22 protein-coding genes are annotated in these 16,235 nt (G+C 46.7%); 14 read left to right on the top strand and 8 right to left on the bottom strand.

All coding sequences use genetic code 11. The features are described from left to right. Position 1: 1 nt before the first annotated feature. The 8 genes from AJE_RS00110 to AJE_RS18035 form a co-directional block, all read right to left on the bottom strand. Positions 2 to 292, bottom strand: a complete 291-nt coding sequence (locus AJE_RS00110; RefSeq protein ID WP_008949115.1) for a putative holin — start codon at positions 290 to 292, stop codon at positions 2 to 4. Between the two features lie 71 nt (positions 293 to 363). After that, a complete protein-coding gene (locus AJE_RS00105) occupies positions 364 to 1,554 on the bottom strand; it encodes a hypothetical protein (RefSeq protein ID WP_008949114.1) in 1,191 nt (396 codons plus the stop codon). Beyond that, positions 1,551 to 2,573, bottom strand: a complete 1,023-nt coding sequence (locus AJE_RS00100) for a nucleoid-associated protein (RefSeq protein ID WP_083835081.1) — start codon at positions 2,571 to 2,573, stop codon at positions 1,551 to 1,553. Before AJE_RS00100 ends, AJE_RS00105 begins: the two co-directional genes overlap by 4 nt. A 218-nt stretch (positions 2,574 to 2,791) precedes the next feature. Beyond that, positions 2,792 to 3,085 (bottom strand): hypothetical protein, encoded by a 294-nt coding sequence (locus AJE_RS00095; protein ID WP_039927784.1) that lies wholly within the window; start codon positions 3,083 to 3,085, stop codon positions 2,792 to 2,794. Between the two features lie 153 nt (positions 3,086 to 3,238). Further along, a complete protein-coding gene (locus AJE_RS00090) occupies positions 3,239 to 3,901 on the bottom strand; it encodes a hypothetical protein (protein ID WP_008949111.1) in 663 nt (220 codons plus the stop codon). A 41-nt stretch (positions 3,902 to 3,942) separates the two neighbouring features. Then, the gene (locus AJE_RS00085; RefSeq protein ID WP_039927781.1) at positions 3,943 to 5,103 is read right to left on the bottom strand and encodes a type I restriction endonuclease; all 1,161 of its coding nucleotides are present in this window, start codon (positions 5,101 to 5,103) and stop codon (positions 3,943 to 3,945) included. 154 nt (positions 5,104 to 5,257) lie between these two features. Beyond that, positions 5,258 to 5,722: a zinc ribbon domain-containing protein gene (locus tag AJE_RS00080; protein WP_008949109.1), complete on the bottom strand. Its 465-nt coding sequence runs from the start codon at positions 5,720 to 5,722 to the stop codon at positions 5,258 to 5,260. Positions 5,723 to 5,732: 10 nt separating this feature from the next. Further along, entirely contained in the window at positions 5,733 to 6,143 is a 411-nt protein-coding gene (locus AJE_RS18035) for a helix-turn-helix domain-containing protein (RefSeq protein ID WP_008949108.1), read from the bottom strand. A gap of 114 nt (positions 6,144 to 6,257) precedes the next feature. Between AJE_RS18035 and AJE_RS00070 the strand changes: the two genes are divergently transcribed. The 14 genes from AJE_RS00070 (at position 6,258) to AJE_RS00005 (ending at position 15,896) form a co-directional block, all read left to right on the top strand. After that, a complete protein-coding gene (locus AJE_RS00070; RefSeq protein WP_008949107.1) occupies positions 6,258 to 6,530 on the top strand; it encodes a helix-turn-helix domain-containing protein in 273 nt (90 codons plus the stop codon). A 424-nt stretch (positions 6,531 to 6,954) separates the two neighbouring features. Further along, positions 6,955 to 7,440 carry a phage regulatory CII family protein gene (locus AJE_RS00060; RefSeq protein WP_008949105.1) on the top strand — a complete coding sequence of 162 codons (486 nt, stop codon included), beginning with the start codon at positions 6,955 to 6,957 and terminating at the stop codon, positions 7,438 to 7,440. Beyond that, a complete protein-coding gene (locus AJE_RS00055) occupies positions 7,433 to 7,744 on the top strand; it encodes a helix-turn-helix domain-containing protein (RefSeq protein WP_008949104.1) in 312 nt (103 codons plus the stop codon). The genes AJE_RS00060 and AJE_RS00055 overlap by 8 nt, the downstream gene beginning before the upstream one ends. Positions 7,745 to 7,753: 9 nt before the next feature. Then, the gene (locus AJE_RS00050; protein WP_138984166.1) at positions 7,754 to 8,902 is read left to right on the top strand and encodes a hypothetical protein; all 1,149 of its coding nucleotides are present in this window, start codon (positions 7,754 to 7,756) and stop codon (positions 8,900 to 8,902) included. Between the two features lie 3 nt (positions 8,903 to 8,905). Beyond that, complete coding sequence (locus AJE_RS00045) at positions 8,906 to 10,681, top strand: hypothetical protein (protein WP_008949102.1); 1,776 nt, start codon at positions 8,906 to 8,908, stop codon at positions 10,679 to 10,681. A gap of 12 nt (positions 10,682 to 10,693) precedes the next feature. Beyond that, positions 10,694 to 11,974, top strand: a complete 1,281-nt coding sequence (locus AJE_RS00040) for an ExeA family protein (protein WP_008949101.1) — start codon at positions 10,694 to 10,696, stop codon at positions 11,972 to 11,974. 12 nt (positions 11,975 to 11,986) lie between these two features. Further along, positions 11,987 to 12,661 (top strand): DUF3164 family protein, encoded by a 675-nt coding sequence (locus AJE_RS00035; RefSeq protein ID WP_008949100.1) that lies wholly within the window; start codon positions 11,987 to 11,989, stop codon positions 12,659 to 12,661. A gap of 2 nt (positions 12,662 to 12,663) precedes the next feature. Continuing rightward, positions 12,664 to 12,837 carry a hypothetical protein gene (locus tag AJE_RS18505; protein ID WP_157999928.1) on the top strand — a complete coding sequence of 58 codons (174 nt, stop codon included), beginning with the start codon at positions 12,664 to 12,666 and terminating at the stop codon, positions 12,835 to 12,837. Between the two features lie 9 nt (positions 12,838 to 12,846). After that, the gene (locus AJE_RS00030) at positions 12,847 to 13,119 is read left to right on the top strand and encodes an HU family DNA-binding protein (RefSeq protein ID WP_008949099.1); all 273 of its coding nucleotides are present in this window, start codon (positions 12,847 to 12,849) and stop codon (positions 13,117 to 13,119) included. A 41-nt stretch (positions 13,120 to 13,160) separates the two neighbouring features. Beyond that, entirely contained in the window at positions 13,161 to 13,922 is a 762-nt protein-coding gene (locus AJE_RS00025; RefSeq protein WP_008949098.1) for a hypothetical protein, read from the top strand. After that, positions 13,915 to 14,451, top strand: a complete 537-nt coding sequence (locus AJE_RS00020; protein WP_008949097.1) for a gp16 family protein — start codon at positions 13,915 to 13,917, stop codon at positions 14,449 to 14,451. The genes AJE_RS00025 and AJE_RS00020 overlap by 8 nt, the downstream gene beginning before the upstream one ends. Next, positions 14,451 to 14,813 (top strand): Mor transcription activator family protein, encoded by a 363-nt coding sequence (locus tag AJE_RS00015; protein ID WP_008949096.1) that lies wholly within the window; start codon positions 14,451 to 14,453, stop codon positions 14,811 to 14,813. The genes AJE_RS00020 and AJE_RS00015 overlap by 1 nt, the downstream gene beginning before the upstream one ends. Beyond that, positions 14,797 to 15,159, top strand: coding sequence for a hypothetical protein (locus AJE_RS17880; protein ID WP_008949095.1), 363 nt, complete (start codon positions 14,797 to 14,799; stop codon positions 15,157 to 15,159). The genes AJE_RS00015 and AJE_RS17880 overlap by 17 nt, the downstream gene beginning before the upstream one ends. A gap of 74 nt (positions 15,160 to 15,233) precedes the next feature. Then, positions 15,234 to 15,896, top strand: coding sequence for a hypothetical protein (locus AJE_RS00005; protein WP_008949094.1), 663 nt, complete (start codon positions 15,234 to 15,236; stop codon positions 15,894 to 15,896). Positions 15,897 to 16,235: the final 339 nt, after the last annotated feature.

Genomic DNA, 16,235 nt, shown 5'->3' with positions numbered 1-16,235 from the left:
TTCATAACCCAAGCGTTAAGCCAAGCACACAGGCCAACACAATCAACGCCCGGCGCAGCATGGCCAAACCTCGCGGCATTAAATCTTCGCCGGTTTCAGCGTAAGTATGTGGGCGGTCGTAAGGAAACAGCCCCCGATCAAGCCAATAGCCAAGCACAGCGGCAAGAGTAACCAGCGCCAGCTTATACAGCACCAGCGGTAGCTGATGCGGGCTAAGCAAACTGATTGCAAATAACAGTAACACGGCCAAAAAGGCCCAAAGGGTTAAACGTGGTGGTTTGACGTTAAACATAAACACCTGGCTGGGTTAAGGAACTTAACCACAGCTTAGGTGTTTTGGGTGTTGGGCTAAATTAAAGGGTTTTAGGAAAAAAGTGATAGTAATGAGCTGGCCACATTGCTGAGATTCTCTAAGAGCAAGTCATGCCAACCATTAAACCAGATAGTAGTGAGAGTAATACCGAGGAATGAAAAAGCCACAATAAAGTCAACAACCCACAACAAGCGTTTCTGATGCCTTACTCTGGAGCGAACTTGTTTAAAGTCTTCTTCAAATTTAACTGCTATTGCTTGATACTTAGTTTTTAACTCAGCTTCATGCTGCTGGACTTCAGCATCCACAGATTGGATCGTATTTTTTTGGTTACGAACCAGTAAGTCCATAAAAACTATGAATACAAATGCACCACACCAAATAAGCACATTTTTTATCGAAAACTCGCCAGTTTTCTCTAGCTGGCCACCTACTAACACGATGGCTAATGGAACAGCAAGTAACTGATTTTGAATATCAGAGAAAACCTTGTTGATTTTGATAATACTGTCGACTTTCTCCTTAACAACTTCTCTTTTGACCTTTTCATATGAAAAGTCAGCAACATACAAATCATAGCTATGCCGAATTTTGTCATATAACTCGTTAAACCTTTCAAGAAGCTCACCAAACTCAACCTGCACCCGATCTTTAAACATGCCACAGAGAACCATAACAATGATTTTCTTTTTCTGTTCAAAGTGCATGTCTGATGCAATAAAGTCTGCTTCAAATTTATCTAGGTTGTCCACAGGACCCAAGTTGCCTGCATTAAAGTGTAACTTAAGAACGATTTTTCCCGCATCAATAAAAATTAGGCGTTCAGGCGTATCAGAAGGTACAGCATAGTCCGATGCTTTGTTTAAAAGCTCAGCTAGCTTCAGTGCGTGGTGATAACGCTGAATCTCCGGAGTATCAGGATCGTCTGGATAAGAGTGCTTTTCAGAAACAATATAAAACCGTCCAGGCTTCTGCCTACAGAATACACCCTCATTGTGCTCTAGCAGCTCCTTGAAATAGTTAAAGAAAAGTGCTGGGTATTTAAATATTACTTTCCTTTCTGTGCGGTCAAATGATTCAAATAGATAAGCTTCCCCCAAAGCGTCTTCAAGCTTATCCAAATCCCACCCTTCTGGAACCACACCAGAAATCAACTTACTTGGCTGATTGAACTTAAGCTCTTGCAAGTTGCTCAGCAAGAGCATCGCTAATTCGTATGGGTTATCTGGAAAGCTATTCATGAGCCTCGGGCTTTGCGTATTTCTTGAACAAGTGAATCAGGTACATCTTTAACCTGAACATGGTACTTTCCGTTGCCTTCATCTACAAGCACGATGCGACTAGATTGAACATCCTCAACATCAAAAGCTAAACTGACATGACCAAACTTTTTGGAAATCCGTTGGAGCCGTTTATAAGTTGCGGGGTGTGGAGAAAACTCATCACTGACTGGAATGTCCACCTGCTTTGCAAACGTAGCAAAATCCCCTGGGTCCTGATCATTCAGGATAGCTGACAAACCAGTTAGATTCACAGTTTCTTGATTATCATGCTTCTCCACGCAGTAATCAAATAGCTTCTTTCTAACTGTAGTCAATTGATCACCAGTCCATCCTTTGGATTCCGCATATGCTTCTACCACACTAACCAAGTTAACAGTATTAGCTTTAGACTCAATGTATTCGGTACAGCCTAATGCATCCCGAAAATACTTACCGGGATCGTCTTTTCCAGCTCGGGGCTTTATAAAAGTCAGATGTGGAGTTTCTTTTGCAATGAACTTTGCCAAGTCTACTCGAGCGGCTTCATGAATATGTTCAATGTCAAACACATACGAAGTTGTGAGTTTCAAGTTTTTCTCATCGAGCCCTGCTGTCTCCTTGGTTTTTAGCATAAGAACAAGCAACCAGTCTCTGCTCTGGTCGACGTAATGCAACACCATCACAACTCCGGAAGTTGTAAACATTTGCTTATTCATCTCGGCTTGTATCAACTTTGCGGTTGATACTGTAAAAGGCAAAAAGTCTGTACTGGCATTCAAGTACTCAGACAATATAACTGGGAACCTATACAAATTAGGATCATTCCCAAGAGAACCGTGCTGATTGAAATCACTGATATATTTCCGCTGCACATCTTTAGCTAGCTCAAGCAAAATATCGTCAATAGGCAACACCTGCTTACGATCCTGGAGAGTTGAATCGGTTTCGCCAGATTTTTTATTAATTTTGTGCATTACTGCGGATCTGATTTGCATCATATGCCCCTATTTTTAAATTTAATTCGTTAAAACTGCCTAAAACGGAAAGATTGATACATTAATCAACACTCACAATTTGAGCAGTGCACGTTGCGTTGCTGTAGGTCTCTACAGCTTGACCACCGGTAAGGGCCCCGAAGCCGTTTTTAGCTCTGTAAGTCATTACTAAGCTGTGTTCGCCGCTATCGCGCATAGGTACTACTCATCCATTAAAGCTGCTAATTTTTGACATTTGAAAGCCGCCATCTTGCGACTTCAAGTTCCTGTCTGGTAAATAGATCAGCGAATTCGTCTTCTAACATAATTGATTCAAATGTTAAATCAGGCCTACCGCGAGCTATCATCTCTCTAAATCCGGTCTGAAAATCACCGCTAACGACTAATTTTTTTGCAATATCAACAGCATGAGTACCACTTTCCAGCATCTGTAAAATCCTTGTTGGTGCATATCCCAATTCAGATGATTCAGTAACTGCACTACGCATTGCTGCTGCAAAACGCTCTCTAGACATATTTTCTTCCTTAGTATGTTTTAGACCAACCTCAGTGACGTCTGCGCGATCCGGGCTTGGCCAGTTAGGATCACCACTTAACACCGAAAATGAGGCTGTTAGTCCAAGCAACAACAAAATCTTGTTGATCCTATTAATCAATATAAAGCCTCTTTAGGTCCAATTAGTAAATGAGGGTAAATTAGGGTACAACTCCAAACACCCCCTACCGAAATTACGCGCAAATAATTTACACGAAGTAACTGGCAACAGCTTTTGATGTAAGTAAACATCCAGTTCCAGAACACCTGCCACTTGAGTACATTCAGCACAGGCCAATGGCCTGCCCTTAAGCTCAAGCTTTAGGCCAGGAATACTCGTTTGCTTGGTTTGAAAATTTTTTGCAGTATTAAAAAAACCATTCTGATGAAATTGAAAGGCTTTATCCTTTTGCGCCCGCTTCCATGCCAAATTACCCAGCAGGTGATACGCAAAAGCACGGGCGTTTAAGTCATCAATCAAAAACTCGTGTAGGCAATGCTGTAAACCGTGGTAAGCAATATCTTCTATGGCTATATCGGGGGCAGAATACGTTTGCAGTTGCTCAAACGTAATACCGGTAGGCTTTAATGTTTCAATTAGCTGCGCTTTAGCTTGATGCTCGCGCCAGGCGTTCTCCACCTCGTTGGCCTGCTGCTCGGTTAGCAGCACCTTAACCCCAGCAGGATCTTCAATGCGGCGTTTTGGATAAACTACTTGACCACATGCCTGGCACTTGGTTTTTCGGCTGGGAAACTTTGGAAATGCTGTTTGGCAGTACGGGCAGTTCAAGTCCATTTGATACTCCTTCCATCATGAATTAGCGGGTAAAATCTTTACTAGCCCTTACGACTAAAATTCTTATCATCACGGCAATGCTCTAAGGCATCAAACACTAAGCCTGGTATGCGAGCTAAATGTTCTGGCTGGCTAATGAGAATGCTATTACCCGCACCAAGCTCTAAACCTGCGCGCGTGATTTCCCTCTTACGTTCATCAGTCAATGGCATGCAAAACGTAACCGCAGGTTGCTTTTTTTCTGACAGATAACGCAACAACCAGCGGTTCGTTTTGCCCTGGTACAGTACCGAATAATAGCTTTCAGTATCCTTAGGGCTTATTTCAGCGTTTTCTCCTAAAATATCCTGAACAACTTCAAACAGGCGTCTCTCTGCATAGGTGGTAACAATTCTGGGATTTTCTGGATCGATAATGTCAGCAGCTTCATCACTTATCACTGTAGCCGCAACTACAGGTTCTGTTGGTTGACTTGCTTGCTCTGGCAAGGGTTGAGCTGATAAGCCACTAACAACCATATCACTTACTGAGCGTTGTACAGCTTGCTTAACGATTGGCGTAATACTTTCAATGAACCGTGCATTAAACTGGCGTTGAATGCCTGATTTACTGCCAACGTAACGGACAAAATCTGCATCTGGATTTCGCAGTGCTGCACTAATAACGCTGGTAAATGAATTTAGATAGACAGTTTCTTCCGCCAAAATTCTTAGCGCTTCTGGCTGAAACTCATCATGCCTAAATCTGCGTAGACGACTAATTAGCGACTCGTCTAGTGCATCAAAGTCGACAGTTAAAAATGGATCTGCATCCATAATATTCCGGTTAACCAGATCAGTGAAGAAACGCCATTCACGGCCATTAGTGATAGCGGCAATTGTGACCTCAGGAGTCGCATTGAAATAACGGGAAAGTTGTGGGCAGTGGTTATCTAGTTTCTCAATTTGAGCCTTCGCCTCAATAAACATCACAGGAATTTTCCCGCAGAATAATGCGTAATCGACCCGTTCAGTTGCTTTGACACCAGGGAAATCAGCCTTGTATTCAGCTTTAACCCGCGTAGGATCAAACGGTGAAAAACCAAGGATATCGAGAAGAGGCAGAATTAGAGCTTGCTTAGTTGTTTCTTCAGTCGTGCAATGTATAGCTACATTGTGTACATGATCAGAGTGCGCGCGGATACGCTCAGCAAAACGTGACATTAGTAATTCCCTCTTTTTTATAATTAATCCGTTAACAACTACCTAAACGGAAGCGAATATGAAATTGTTTTAGTCAAAACCCTCAAACCAAATAATGCGCTTACTCTAAATGCAGCGGTTGTAATTTGTTCACGGCAGTCATGAGCCCTAGATATTACTCAGCAGCGTTAAGCATAGCCGCAGCCAGAAACAAACCAATCAGCATCATAGGTAAGCCAATAAAACTTAATCTATCCGGCAGGTAATGAACGGCAGCGTAACCTACCGCAGCAATTGAAACTCCAATAAGGGCTCCTTTGACCAACCGCCCTCTGGCTTGCTCTCTATGTAAACGCACAAAGTGCTCTTTTACGTTTAAACCACAATGCGGGCAGGCTTCAGACCTTTTACTCACAGTGTTACCACAGTCTGGGCAACTAATTAAACTTGGGCTAGTTAAGTTTTTTGGTGAAGGGCCGTTAATAATCGTGCTACCGTGAGTCGCATAATTAACAAAACTTCCATTACCAGTATGGATACTGGCTTGCCTATCATCAGTATCAAGTTTTGTAGACTTTCTAATAGATTCAGCCATCAGTCTTTTAATTTTTTCTTCAGGGGTTTCGTAATTACTGCTCACAACTCACTCCTTAAGCAACCCTTCTTACCAACTGAATAATATTATCTCTCGTTTGAACCGGATCAGCCATTAAGTCATAGGCTGCCAATACCAGCTCAGAAAACTTATGAGGTGGCAAATAACGATCAGCTTGCTCCAAGCCTTCCGTAACGACTTCTATGGCAAGCGCAAGCCGTTCACGGTCACCAAGTGCAGGACGCTCAAAACCCACTCTTGCCTCTCTTCGCTCACCAGTTATAAGGTACAAAACATCGACACCTGCAGATGCTATATGCTCTAAATACTTTGCATCAGGCGTTCTTTCACCGCTTTCATAATTAACTTGAGCACGCCTTTGCACTCCTGCCATCTCAGCAAAATCAGCTTGGTTAATGCCCAAGCGAATACGCTCTTCTTTTAACCGCTCAAAAAAAGTGTTCATTTGAACTCATAATAATATTGACATGAGCACGAATGTGCACAATAATCAACTTGCACTTATACATAAGCAGCGCTGCACCGCTGCCACCCTGTAACTATATAAGAGGTTAATCTTATGGAAGCCGAAGCCATTAAACAAGCCCTTCATGAAAAAGGCTTTACCTTTAGCATGATAGCGGACGAGCTGGGCATGGCCCCTAACATGCTTAGCGGCGTCTGTTATCGCCGCACCACATCTAAAAAAGCCGCCGAAGCCATTGCCAAAATTCTGGATAAATCCGTTACCGAAGTGTTTCCAGACGTTGAAAGTTATCGAAAAACACGCCTACCCACCGGCAATGCCCGTGAAGCCAAACGTGCCGAGTTACGGCAACTGCTAGCGTCGTAAGGTGTAAATAACCATTGCGTCACCATTTGGTTTAACGATAGGGAACTGCACGGAGCAGGTTTATGCACAACACAATATTCAATCCAGCTCATCAGCTGCCGGATGACTGCGTCTTCACTATAAAGCAGCACACCAACCCACCAGTGCCGGCTTTGCGGCCTGAGCAACAGCAGGCTGTTAACCAAAGCGCGTACCTGGCTAATATCAATTTTATCGGTTGGCCACCCTTCACCTATGAGGGGCAAACCCAACCAGAGCACCAGTTGTTCAGTTATCTGCAGTTTGTCCGCATTTGGCCCAGGGCTAACTGTTTTGTATTGTTTCATGCCGATTCCACCCTACTGTTTGATGGCACCAGCCTAGGCGGTTTTGCTGTTCCAAACGAGTGTTTTTATTCGAGCAGCTATCATGTGAGGGCATTCCAATGAGCCGTAAAAATTGGAATCAGCTGGTAGCCCGTTCGCTAACCGAAAGCCTGCAGCTATGCAAAGAATTCGCTATCGCCAATAAACAAATGAGCGTACCGCGTATAGCCGACCGAATTGGTACCTCGCCCGACATGCTTTACAAGTATCTGGGCGGAGGCACCATGCCAGCGGTAACGCTTATTCCCTTTATGGAGGCCACACACCGCATTTACCCGCTGCAGTATATGGCGCACAGCCTTAACCACTTGCTGGTACCTATGCCGCGCGGCCGCAAAGCCGAGCACAAAACACTGATCGCACTAAGCCAGTTTTGCAATGCCGTAATGGGCCAAATGCTGGCCCTGCAAAGCGGTGAGTGCCGGGCGCAGGATGTAACCGACCAACTTACCCTGCTAATGGAAAACCTGGCTTACCACCGCATGGAGGCCCAAAAGCATGATCAGCCCGAACTAGAACTATTTCCGGAGCGTGCCGATGTCTGAAACCAAATACCTTTCCAACCAAATCTGCCGCGTACTGCGCCTGCAAAAGGTGCTGGCAGGCCACGAGAACACCGGCTTAACCATTAGTGAAATTGCTACCAGGCTGGACACCACCGCCAGCCAGATATTGCGCGATTTAGCCAACCTGCAAAACGAAGGCTTTGCCGAACGCTGCCCCTGGGACGATAACCGCTGGCGGTTAGGCGCGGCGCTGGCACAGATCAGCAACCGGGTTCGGCTGCATCTGGATCAAGCGCAGCTGCAACTGCAGCAAGACATTACCAACTACAGCAAGGTGTTTTAGGGGTAAGCCATGGCAACTAAAAAACCAGCATCCCCCTTTGGTGATATTGCATCACAACAAGGTGAACTCCTTCGATTAATGCGCGAGCAAGAGCAAAAGGCAATGGAAGAAGCGGATAAACGCCTATTTCCCGACCGCCTGCCAGAGCATCCGGCAGCCGCATTAGCAGTGTTAACACAACAACAGGCAGTAGATATGAATACCTCTAATACCACGTTAAGCCATGAACAGCAAAAGGCCGTGATCCAAACCAAAGAAGTGGTAGCGCAGATGGAAGAAGTTATGCGTGAGATCGGTCAAATTGAAGCATTCGATTTCATGCAAAAACTGGCAACGGTTGCCAGTTTAAAGCTGATCCAGAAAATAAAGGAAACCAAGAGTTACAAGGGTTTAGTTTATAAAAACGAATCTGGAGAACTGGCAACCGTTGCCACTTTTGACGAGTTTTGTGATCTCAAATTAGGTGCGCCACGTCGCACAGTAGATGAGCGCTTGCTTTGCTTAAATACTTTCGGCGAAGAATTCTTCGAAGCCAGCCAAAAAATCGGCTTAGGCTATCGCGAACTGCGCAAGCTACGCCAGTTACCGGCCGATCAACAGCAGCTGGTTATCGAGAACGAAGCGGTAGAACTGGGCGATAAAGATGCGCTGCGTGAGTTGATAGACGATTTAAACGCCAAGCATCAGCAGGAATTAAAAGCCGCTAAAGGTGAAAAAGCCGAGCTGGAGCAAGCCCTAAAAGTGGCCCGCCAAATGCGCGATGAAGCCCAGGCAGAGGCCAACAAACATAAAGAAGTACTGGCGCAGCGCAAGTTTAACCCCGAGAGCTGGAAGCGCGACGTAAGCCAAATAGTTACCGACATTGCCACGCTGGAAGGTACCGTTTTGCAGGCTCTTACCAAGCTTGTAGCCCTGCGCACCAAAATAGCCGAAAGCGACAGCGACGAAGTATTTGCCAAAGACCCTGCCACCTACCACGCCGCCATGGAGTTTATGTGCGGTGCCATGCACCACGCCAGCCGCTGCCTGGCCGAGGACGTTGCCCTATTTTGGCAAGACACCGACGTAATGCTTGGCGCTTATACCGATAAAGCCCGCCCAGCGCTTGAAGTGTTAGAGCAACTGGCCCAAAACGCCAGCCAGGGCAGCGAGGAATAAACCATGCTGGAACTAAATGCCGACGCAGCCAATACAGAATTGCTTGTTCGCTACGCGCAGCGTTTAGAGCAAGCCAAACACGGTGAAAAACAAAGCATTTTAACCGAGGTGGAAGAATTCCTGGGCTGGAAAAGTGACAAGTTTTACCGCGAACTGAAAAAAATAGGCTGGACCAGTGGCCGTAAACGCCGCAAAGATGCCGGCAGCACGGCGCTGTCGGAAGAGGCTATACAAAAAGTCGCGGCTATCTCGGCCATTGGTAACCGTGCTAACGGTAAACAAATTGCCAAAATACCTACTATCCGCAGTGTGTTAAGCCAAAGCGGTGTAGATTTTAACCTAAGCAATAGCCGTATTCGTGCCGTATTAAAAGACCGGGGCGCAACCGCTAAGCAACTGGCTGCGCCCTCTGCCCCGGTTCGCCTGAAAAGTCTTTACCCTAACCATGTGCACCAGACTGACCCAAGCTTATGTTTGCTGTACTACCCACCAGGCAAAACCGGGCAAATTCAGCGCTTTAGAAACGACGACGACTTTTACAAAAACAAGCCGCAAAACTTTGAAAAGCACCCTAACTTACGGGTGTGGCGCTACGTGTTAACCGATCACGCCAGCGGCGCTATTCGCTTTCGTTACTACGAAGCTGCGGGCGAAAGCACTAAAACGCTGTATGAATCCTTGCTGTGGGCTTGGGGCGAGCATAACGATCCTAACTGCCCAATGCGTGGCCTGCCTGAGTTTTTAATGATGGACAAGGGCAGCGCTAACACCAGCACCCCCATTAAACGCGCATTGCGGGCTTTGGGTGTGCAGGTATTAGACCATGCTGCCAAAAACGCCCGGGCCAAAGGCCAGGTAGAAAACGCCAACAATTTAGTAGAGCTGTTGTTTGAAAGCCGCCTGCTGTTAGAGCCGGTAACCAGCGTGGCAGAGTTAAACCAGCGCGCTGAGGCCTTTCAAAACGCTTATAACAACAACCAACTGCCCGAATACAACGCTATTCATAGCCGCCACAAAATGGCGCGTTACGAATGCTGGATGAGGATAAGACAGCACCAGGGCAAGCTGCGCGAACTGCCACCACCAGAGGTTTGCCGCTGGCTGTTAACAGCCAAACCAGAAAGCCGCAAAGTCACCAATATGGAAATTACTGCCGTGCACCCACGCACCAAGCAGCGCCATACCTACGACTTAACCGGCTTGGTTGGTATTTGCAATGATATGGAAGTGCTTATTACCCCGATGGTGATAAGCGAGAACGCCGAAATTTTGGTGTATTGCACCTATTTGGGCCAGCAGCAGGTTCACCAGGTAGCCCCGCTTACTCAAAACGACTTCGGCTTTTTCAATAATGCTGCGGTTATTTCGCAGGAGTACAAAGCCAAGCCCGATACGCATGTAGATACCATACGCAAAGAGGCGCTGCGCATGGCCTACCCCAATATGACCGATGAGGAGATTAAAAAAGCCCGCCAGAAAAAAACAGTACCGATGAACGGTGAGCTGGACGCCCTAAGCCACCTGATGCACCTGTACACCCCAACCTATATGCCGGTAGCTGGCGAGCAAGTTACTACCGACTTTGCGGCACCTACAAGCAAAACGTTACGAGGCATCGCTTTAAAAGCCGCCGCACTAGCCCAGTTAAACCGGGTACTCACCCCGGAAGAAAGCGCCTGGCTAAATGCCATTGGCGACGTCACCGAAACCCAACTGCCCCAGGTATTGGAGCGCATGCGCCAGGAACTGGCCAAGCGCCCGGCATTACGGGCCATTTAAGGAGGTAACCCCATGGCAAAACCCAACGAGCATAAGCAGGTAGTAATTGAGCGGGATTGGAAGATCCGCTTAGGTCGCATGCTCGCAAACAAAGGCTTAAGCCAGGCCTGTGTAGTCGAATGGATGCGTGACCACTGCGATCTGCATATTAGCAACGCCACGCTTAATCTGATTATTAAGCATGGGCAGTGGCCCAAGAAAAAACAGAACGAAATTTACCAGGCATTGCAGCGCTTTGCGACTGAAAACGGCCTGGTTGCCCAAAGCCATGTGCATTTGATTTTTTTGAATGACCCATGCGAGGCCGCCATTACGCATGGTGCTAAATGGCGGGCGCTGTTTAAAGCGCGCGGCTATCAGCAGCAATTTGAAGAAGACCTTAACGGACGCCTATTAACCGAGTTACCGGAGCCAGAAATGCTAACTCAACAAACTAAAAAGCACTTTGGGTTGTTTAACGACCCGTTCGAAAACGAAATTTACAGTATGGACCAGGTTTATCTGAGCCAGAGCCATCGTTACGCAGTGGAGCACATGATCCAGGCCGCTCGCATGGGCAGCATGCTGTGTATTTACGCCGAATGTGGTGCCGGTAAAACCACGCTGCGCCGTGTATTCAACGAGCGCATTAACCAGCTACACCCTGAAGTTCGCATTATTGAACCCGCCCGCATCGACCGCAGCGAGATTGGCGCCAACACCATTTCTGAAGCCATCATGCGCGAGCTGCAGGTGAACAGAAAGCCTAAAAGCTCGGAAGATCGTGATGCCATTATTCGCAAGGTACTTACCGAAAGCTATAAAGCGGGCAACCGCCATGTACTGGTAATAGATGAGGCTCACGATCTACCTGACGAGGTAATTAAACAGTTAAAACGTATTTGGGAGCTGGCCGACGGCTTTACCAAATTTATTGGCATTGTGCTAATTGGCCAAAACGAAATGGAGAAAAAGCTAAAAAACCATTTTATTCGTGAGTTTACCTACCGCGCTACCCAGTTGGTAATAGAGCCGCTGGGTAATGATTTACGCGACTACATTGCCCTGAAATTAAAGGCCTGCCACAAGAACCCTCAAGATCTGCTTACCGACGACGCTTACAGCGCCATGCAAACCCTGCTAACTGGTACCCGCCGTTTTGGTGCCAACACCGGCAAAGCCGATGAAATTGTGGATATGAGCTACCCGCTTAACGTTAACACCCTAATGAAAAATGCCCTGAACCTGGCTGCCAGCCTGGGCGAAACAAAAATAAGCGGCGAATTAATTATGCAAATTCGTCGCGCAGCTTAAAAGGAAACCGCTATGCAACAACATGATATCCCCGCAGGTTGGAAACTGGATGGCGAAGGCCGTTTAGTAAAAATTGAAAACATCAGCGAGCAGGTTTTGGAAGAGGATGCGCTGGTACTGCAGTTTATTGAGCAGGCCAAGGCGGTACACCACGCCATGCAGCAACTTAAAACCGCACTTACGCATACCTCTGAGGCATTTATTGCCAAGCTGGTAGCGGATTATGGGGTTAAACGCCTGGAAAAAATCAAAGGCAATATCGATTTTTTCAGCTTTGATCGCAGCATTCGTATCAGCCGCCGTGTGCAAGACACCATTAAGGTAAATGCTCGCATTGAAGCGGCCCGTCAACTGTTTGACCAATACATTAATGTGGTAACGCAAGACTTGGCAGACGACGGTGTAAAGGTGCTGATTAACCGTGCTTTTAAGCCCGCCAAGAAAAACGAATTCAGCGTGAGCAAACTGGTGCAGCTACTTAACGTTGAGATCTCACACCCGCTATTTCGCCAGGCGGTAGAGGCATTGCGTGACGCCCTAGAAACCGACACCAGCTGTGTTTACTACAACTTTTACCAACGCAACCCGCAAGGCGCATATGAGCTGTTAAGCCTGCGCTTTAGCGATGTACCGGTGTTAGCCGTGTCTTCCGCCACCCCAGCAACTCAAACCGCAGAGGCCAGTTAACTATGGCATTTCAGGTGTTAGTAAACGGCGCTTTGCTGCTGCAAACGCCTGACGGTAAGCAAGCCGAGCAGTGCTACAGCAGGTCTGTAGCCCGCTATCCGGCGCATGATGTGAAGTTAGTAGAAGTAAAGGTGCTGAGCAACCGCCCGGCACACCACCCCCAAACCATCCATTAAGGAAATAGTATGAACAAAGCAGAGTTAGTAAACGCCATTTCAGCACAAGCAGATTTACCTAAAGCCCATGCCGAGCGCGCGTTGGATGCCTTCATTAACACCGTTACACAACAGCTGAAACAGGGTAATAGCGTTACCCTGGTTGGCTTCGGCCAGTTTAGCAGCAAGGTTACCCAGCCACGCACCGGACGTAACCCACAAACCGGTGAAACCATGCAAATTCCGGCGGGGATCCGGCCCGCGTTTAAGCCAGGCAAAGCGTTAAAAGATGCCTTGAAATAACCTATTTACTCGGAGGCGGGGCCAACGGCCCCGTTACTAGCATGACTGAACACACCACAATACTGCTGAACATTCTGCAAGGCCAAGAAGATCCGCTTTCAAGCAACGAGCTGGTTGATTGTAGCGGCCTAACTCAAACTGAAGTACTAAAGGCCCTGGGTGAGCTTAACCAAACCTACCATATCCGTAAAAGTATCGCTGGCTACAAACTATTAAGTGAGCCGGTAGACGGTACCGACGCCCACACCGATCAGGCTGAGGCTGCCGATGCGCTAAAAGAGTTACTGGTGTTCTTTACCAGGCATACTAAGAGTTTTCTACCTAAAGCCATAAGCGATCAGCTGGGCTGGGATGCCAAAACGACCCGGTTACAGCTAAAAGCGGCCAAGAACGCCGGCCTGGTCAGTATGAAAAACAGTGGCTTTTACTACCTTACTCCGGATGGCGTACGCCTGATCCAGCAGCGTTACCCTGATATAGAGGTAAAAGCCTTTGTTATGGATAAAGCAAAAGAACACGTTAAACACTTTCATATTGTGCCGCCTCATTTAAAGGGTGAAAAAGAGCGGCAGATCAGTAGAACAATAGCTGAAACAGAAAAGCCGCATCCAGCTATCGCCCAGGCCAGAACAATATCTGCCACGCTTAAACTGGCAGATCATTCCGAACGCGGCCTCCCACAACTCACAGAGGTACCGGTGAAAATCGTTGTGCTGGATGAATTAGCCAAATGCTTTGGTGCCGACGTGCAAATTCAGCTGCAACAGCTGTCCGGCTTCTTAAAGGAGTACGCCCGTGCCTAACCCAAACCGCACCAAGCCACAGCTTATTCAGTTACTGCACATCGCACGCAATAAGCTTCAGATGGATGAACATGTTTACCGGCAAAACCTGCAAGCCTGGACGGGCAAAGCCAGTAGTAAAGATATGAGTATCCCGCAGCTGGAAAAATGCCTGGCGGGGATGAAGCGGCTGGGCTTTAAGCCAGTTTTCAAAGGTAAAGAACCTGCCGGCAAACCGGAACTGCAGCAAGATCAGCTTAAAAAGCTCGGCCAAGTATGGACACAAATGGCCGCCCAGGGGCTGATTAACAACCCGTCTTACCTGGCAATGGAGCGCTGGGCAGTTAAGCAAAGCCAGCACCTTAATAACGGAACCGGTATTCAAAAATTAGAGTGGATGGCACCAATTGCTCGCGAGTTAATCGAGCAGTTAAAGCGCTGGCATCGGCGGCTTATGCTGCAAAAGCTTGGTATTACTCGCTCAAACGCCAGTTACAGCCAGGTACTGGCGCAATTTCAACTGCAGTTTGATCGTAACGAGGGGGCGTAATGGCCAAACCGGATGAGAAGCTGGCACAGTTTCTGGTGGATCTGATGGTACACACCGCAGAACTACTTAAAACAGAGCTGAAAATTGACGATCAACAGGCAGATGCTCTGGGTTATCAACTTGCCGATACCATCCGTCAGGTACATGGTGGCTCAAATATCTATATGCCAAAAGGCGTTCAAATGGATGCAGCTATTAAAAAGCACGGCATCATTAACGACTTTCGCGGTAACAACCATGCTGAACTGGCCAGAAAGTATAACTGTTCAGAGGTTTATATTTATCAGGTGATCCGCGCCTACACCCTCGCAACCCGCAAAACTCTTCAACCAGGACTGTTCCAAGATGATGAAAACAACTAAGGCTTATGAAATGCACCGGCTTTCTATCTTAAAAGCCATGCTGGTTAATCAACTACGTGACGCTGAAACCGAACAAGAGCGCGACGAAATAAGAAAAAAGCTCAGCGTAAGTGAAACAGAACTGCGCAATTTACATAGCCCAGACGGCGAGCCAGTGGTAAGCGAGCATGCAGTACTGCGTTATTTGGAGCGCGTTCAGGGGCTGGATATCGAAGCCATCAAAACTGAAATTCTCGCCGGCCGCCGCGAGCAGATCCGCAAACTCAATACCTGCAACATCAAAATGCCCAACGGTTTAAAAATGGTTGTACGCGGCCGTGTCGTCGTCACCATCCTAGATAAATAGCAAGCAGTGGCTGTTGAATCTGATGGCTTATTTCGCTATAACTTTTGTCGTTCTAACACAAGGAGAGCTATTTGATGGGACAAAATAGTAAAGCTAGGCGTGACAAAAAGAAAAAGTTAAAAAAAGATGCTACTGCTAGTAGCATTAGACAATTACCATCTGATCCAAGCCGTATTGAAAGCGAAATTGCTAAGTTATTCTCCCCAAGCTTATTAACAACTCCGGCTGAAATTAATACTGACATAGAAAAATTCTGTAGGCGCATAAGTAATGAGAAGCCAATTTTTATCGAAATAACTCCGGAATTATGGAGCAGGCAGTCATGCTGCGACTCTAATACTGAAGAATATATTAAGATTCATGGGGGGAAAGTAATTTGTGGATACAAGATTTGGTACCACCCACCAAACTACATTGAAGGTGAACGTCATGCGGTGTGGTATAACGACGGAGTTTTTCGCGATATAACGTTTAACTCTGATGGTGAGAAAAGGATACTTTTTATCCCTGATGTTCCAAGTAAGCAACAGTCATTAGAATTAAACGAACATCGAATTCGATGGGCAAAAGATAGTTATACCCGCGAACTGGTAAAGCTGGTAGAGAAAGCTGAGCGCATGCGGCCAGTTTACAAAATGTCCAAAGAAGAAGCGTGGGAATCAATGTTGACTTATGAGTCCTGGCTAGAAGGACACAGAATGTCAACGGTACGCGAAAAACCAATCGGACAATACTAATTTAATTGCTATGCAACCCGTTGCATCAGTGCATTCGTCAATAGAAATAAAAAACGCTCCAACGCTTTCACCAGAGGAAAACAAACGACTCTGGCAAGAGCAAATGGAGCGTTACGGTTACAAGCCCCGAGTTTAAACGGGGCTTTTTTCTTTTTCGTATTTTGAAATTTTATTTCTTATTGTGATATACCAAATCCCATCAGGGAATACCCTATCCCACAACTTTTCGTAGTTTTACTGGTATATTTTTCTCAGTCTAATTCACGCAGGGGCTGTGGCTGGCATGGGAGAGCAGTACACCCGCGTAGCGGATAAAGCAAAAAGCCCACTCGACTGAGT

This window comes from Alishewanella jeotgali KCTC 22429 (assembly GCF_000245735.1).
GTDB classification, from domain to species: domain Bacteria; phylum Pseudomonadota; class Gammaproteobacteria; order Enterobacterales; family Alteromonadaceae; genus Alishewanella; species Alishewanella jeotgali.
This window is presented reverse-complemented; position numbering and strand designations above follow the sequence as displayed.

Coding starts and splice junctions, on each gene's coding strand:
- AJE_RS00055 (WP_008949104.1), top strand. CDS start 7,433: ATGTCTGAAACCAAATACCTTTCCAACCAAATCTGCCGCGTACTGCGC.
- AJE_RS00070 (WP_008949107.1), top strand. CDS start 6,258: ATGGAAGCCGAAGCCATTAAACAAGCCCTTCATGAAAAAGGCTTTACC.
- AJE_RS00085 (WP_039927781.1), bottom strand. CDS start 5,103: ATGTCACGTTTTGCTGAGCGTATCCGCGCGCACTCTGATCATGTACAC.
- AJE_RS00015 (WP_008949096.1), top strand. CDS start 14,451: ATGGCCAAACCGGATGAGAAGCTGGCACAGTTTCTGGTGGATCTGATG.
- AJE_RS00090 (WP_008949111.1), bottom strand. CDS start 3,901: ATGGACTTGAACTGCCCGTACTGCCAAACAGCATTTCCAAAGTTTCCC.
- AJE_RS18505 (WP_157999928.1), top strand. CDS start 12,664: ATGGCATTTCAGGTGTTAGTAAACGGCGCTTTGCTGCTGCAAACGCCT.
- AJE_RS17880 (WP_008949095.1), top strand. CDS start 14,797: ATGATGAAAACAACTAAGGCTTATGAAATGCACCGGCTTTCTATCTTA.
- AJE_RS00005 (WP_008949094.1), top strand. CDS start 15,234: ATGGGACAAAATAGTAAAGCTAGGCGTGACAAAAAGAAAAAGTTAAAA.
- AJE_RS00100 (WP_083835081.1), bottom strand. CDS start 2,573: ATGATGCAAATCAGATCCGCAGTAATGCACAAAATTAATAAAAAATCT.
- AJE_RS00030 (WP_008949099.1), top strand. CDS start 12,847: ATGAACAAAGCAGAGTTAGTAAACGCCATTTCAGCACAAGCAGATTTA.
- AJE_RS00025 (WP_008949098.1), top strand. CDS start 13,161: ATGACTGAACACACCACAATACTGCTGAACATTCTGCAAGGCCAAGAA.
- AJE_RS00060 (WP_008949105.1), top strand. CDS start 6,955: ATGAGCCGTAAAAATTGGAATCAGCTGGTAGCCCGTTCGCTAACCGAA.
- AJE_RS00045 (WP_008949102.1), top strand. CDS start 8,906: ATGCTGGAACTAAATGCCGACGCAGCCAATACAGAATTGCTTGTTCGC.
- AJE_RS18035 (WP_008949108.1), bottom strand. CDS start 6,143: ATGAACACTTTTTTTGAGCGGTTAAAAGAAGAGCGTATTCGCTTGGGC.
- AJE_RS00035 (WP_008949100.1), top strand. CDS start 11,987: ATGCAACAACATGATATCCCCGCAGGTTGGAAACTGGATGGCGAAGGC.
- AJE_RS00050 (WP_138984166.1), top strand. CDS start 7,754: ATGGCAACTAAAAAACCAGCATCCCCCTTTGGTGATATTGCATCACAA.
- AJE_RS00105 (WP_008949114.1), bottom strand. CDS start 1,554: ATGAATAGCTTTCCAGATAACCCATACGAATTAGCGATGCTCTTGCTG.
- AJE_RS00095 (WP_039927784.1), bottom strand. CDS start 3,085: ATGTCTAGAGAGCGTTTTGCAGCAGCAATGCGTAGTGCAGTTACTGAA.
- AJE_RS00040 (WP_008949101.1), top strand. CDS start 10,694: ATGGCAAAACCCAACGAGCATAAGCAGGTAGTAATTGAGCGGGATTGG.
- AJE_RS00110 (WP_008949115.1), bottom strand. CDS start 292: ATGTTTAACGTCAAACCACCACGTTTAACCCTTTGGGCCTTTTTGGCC.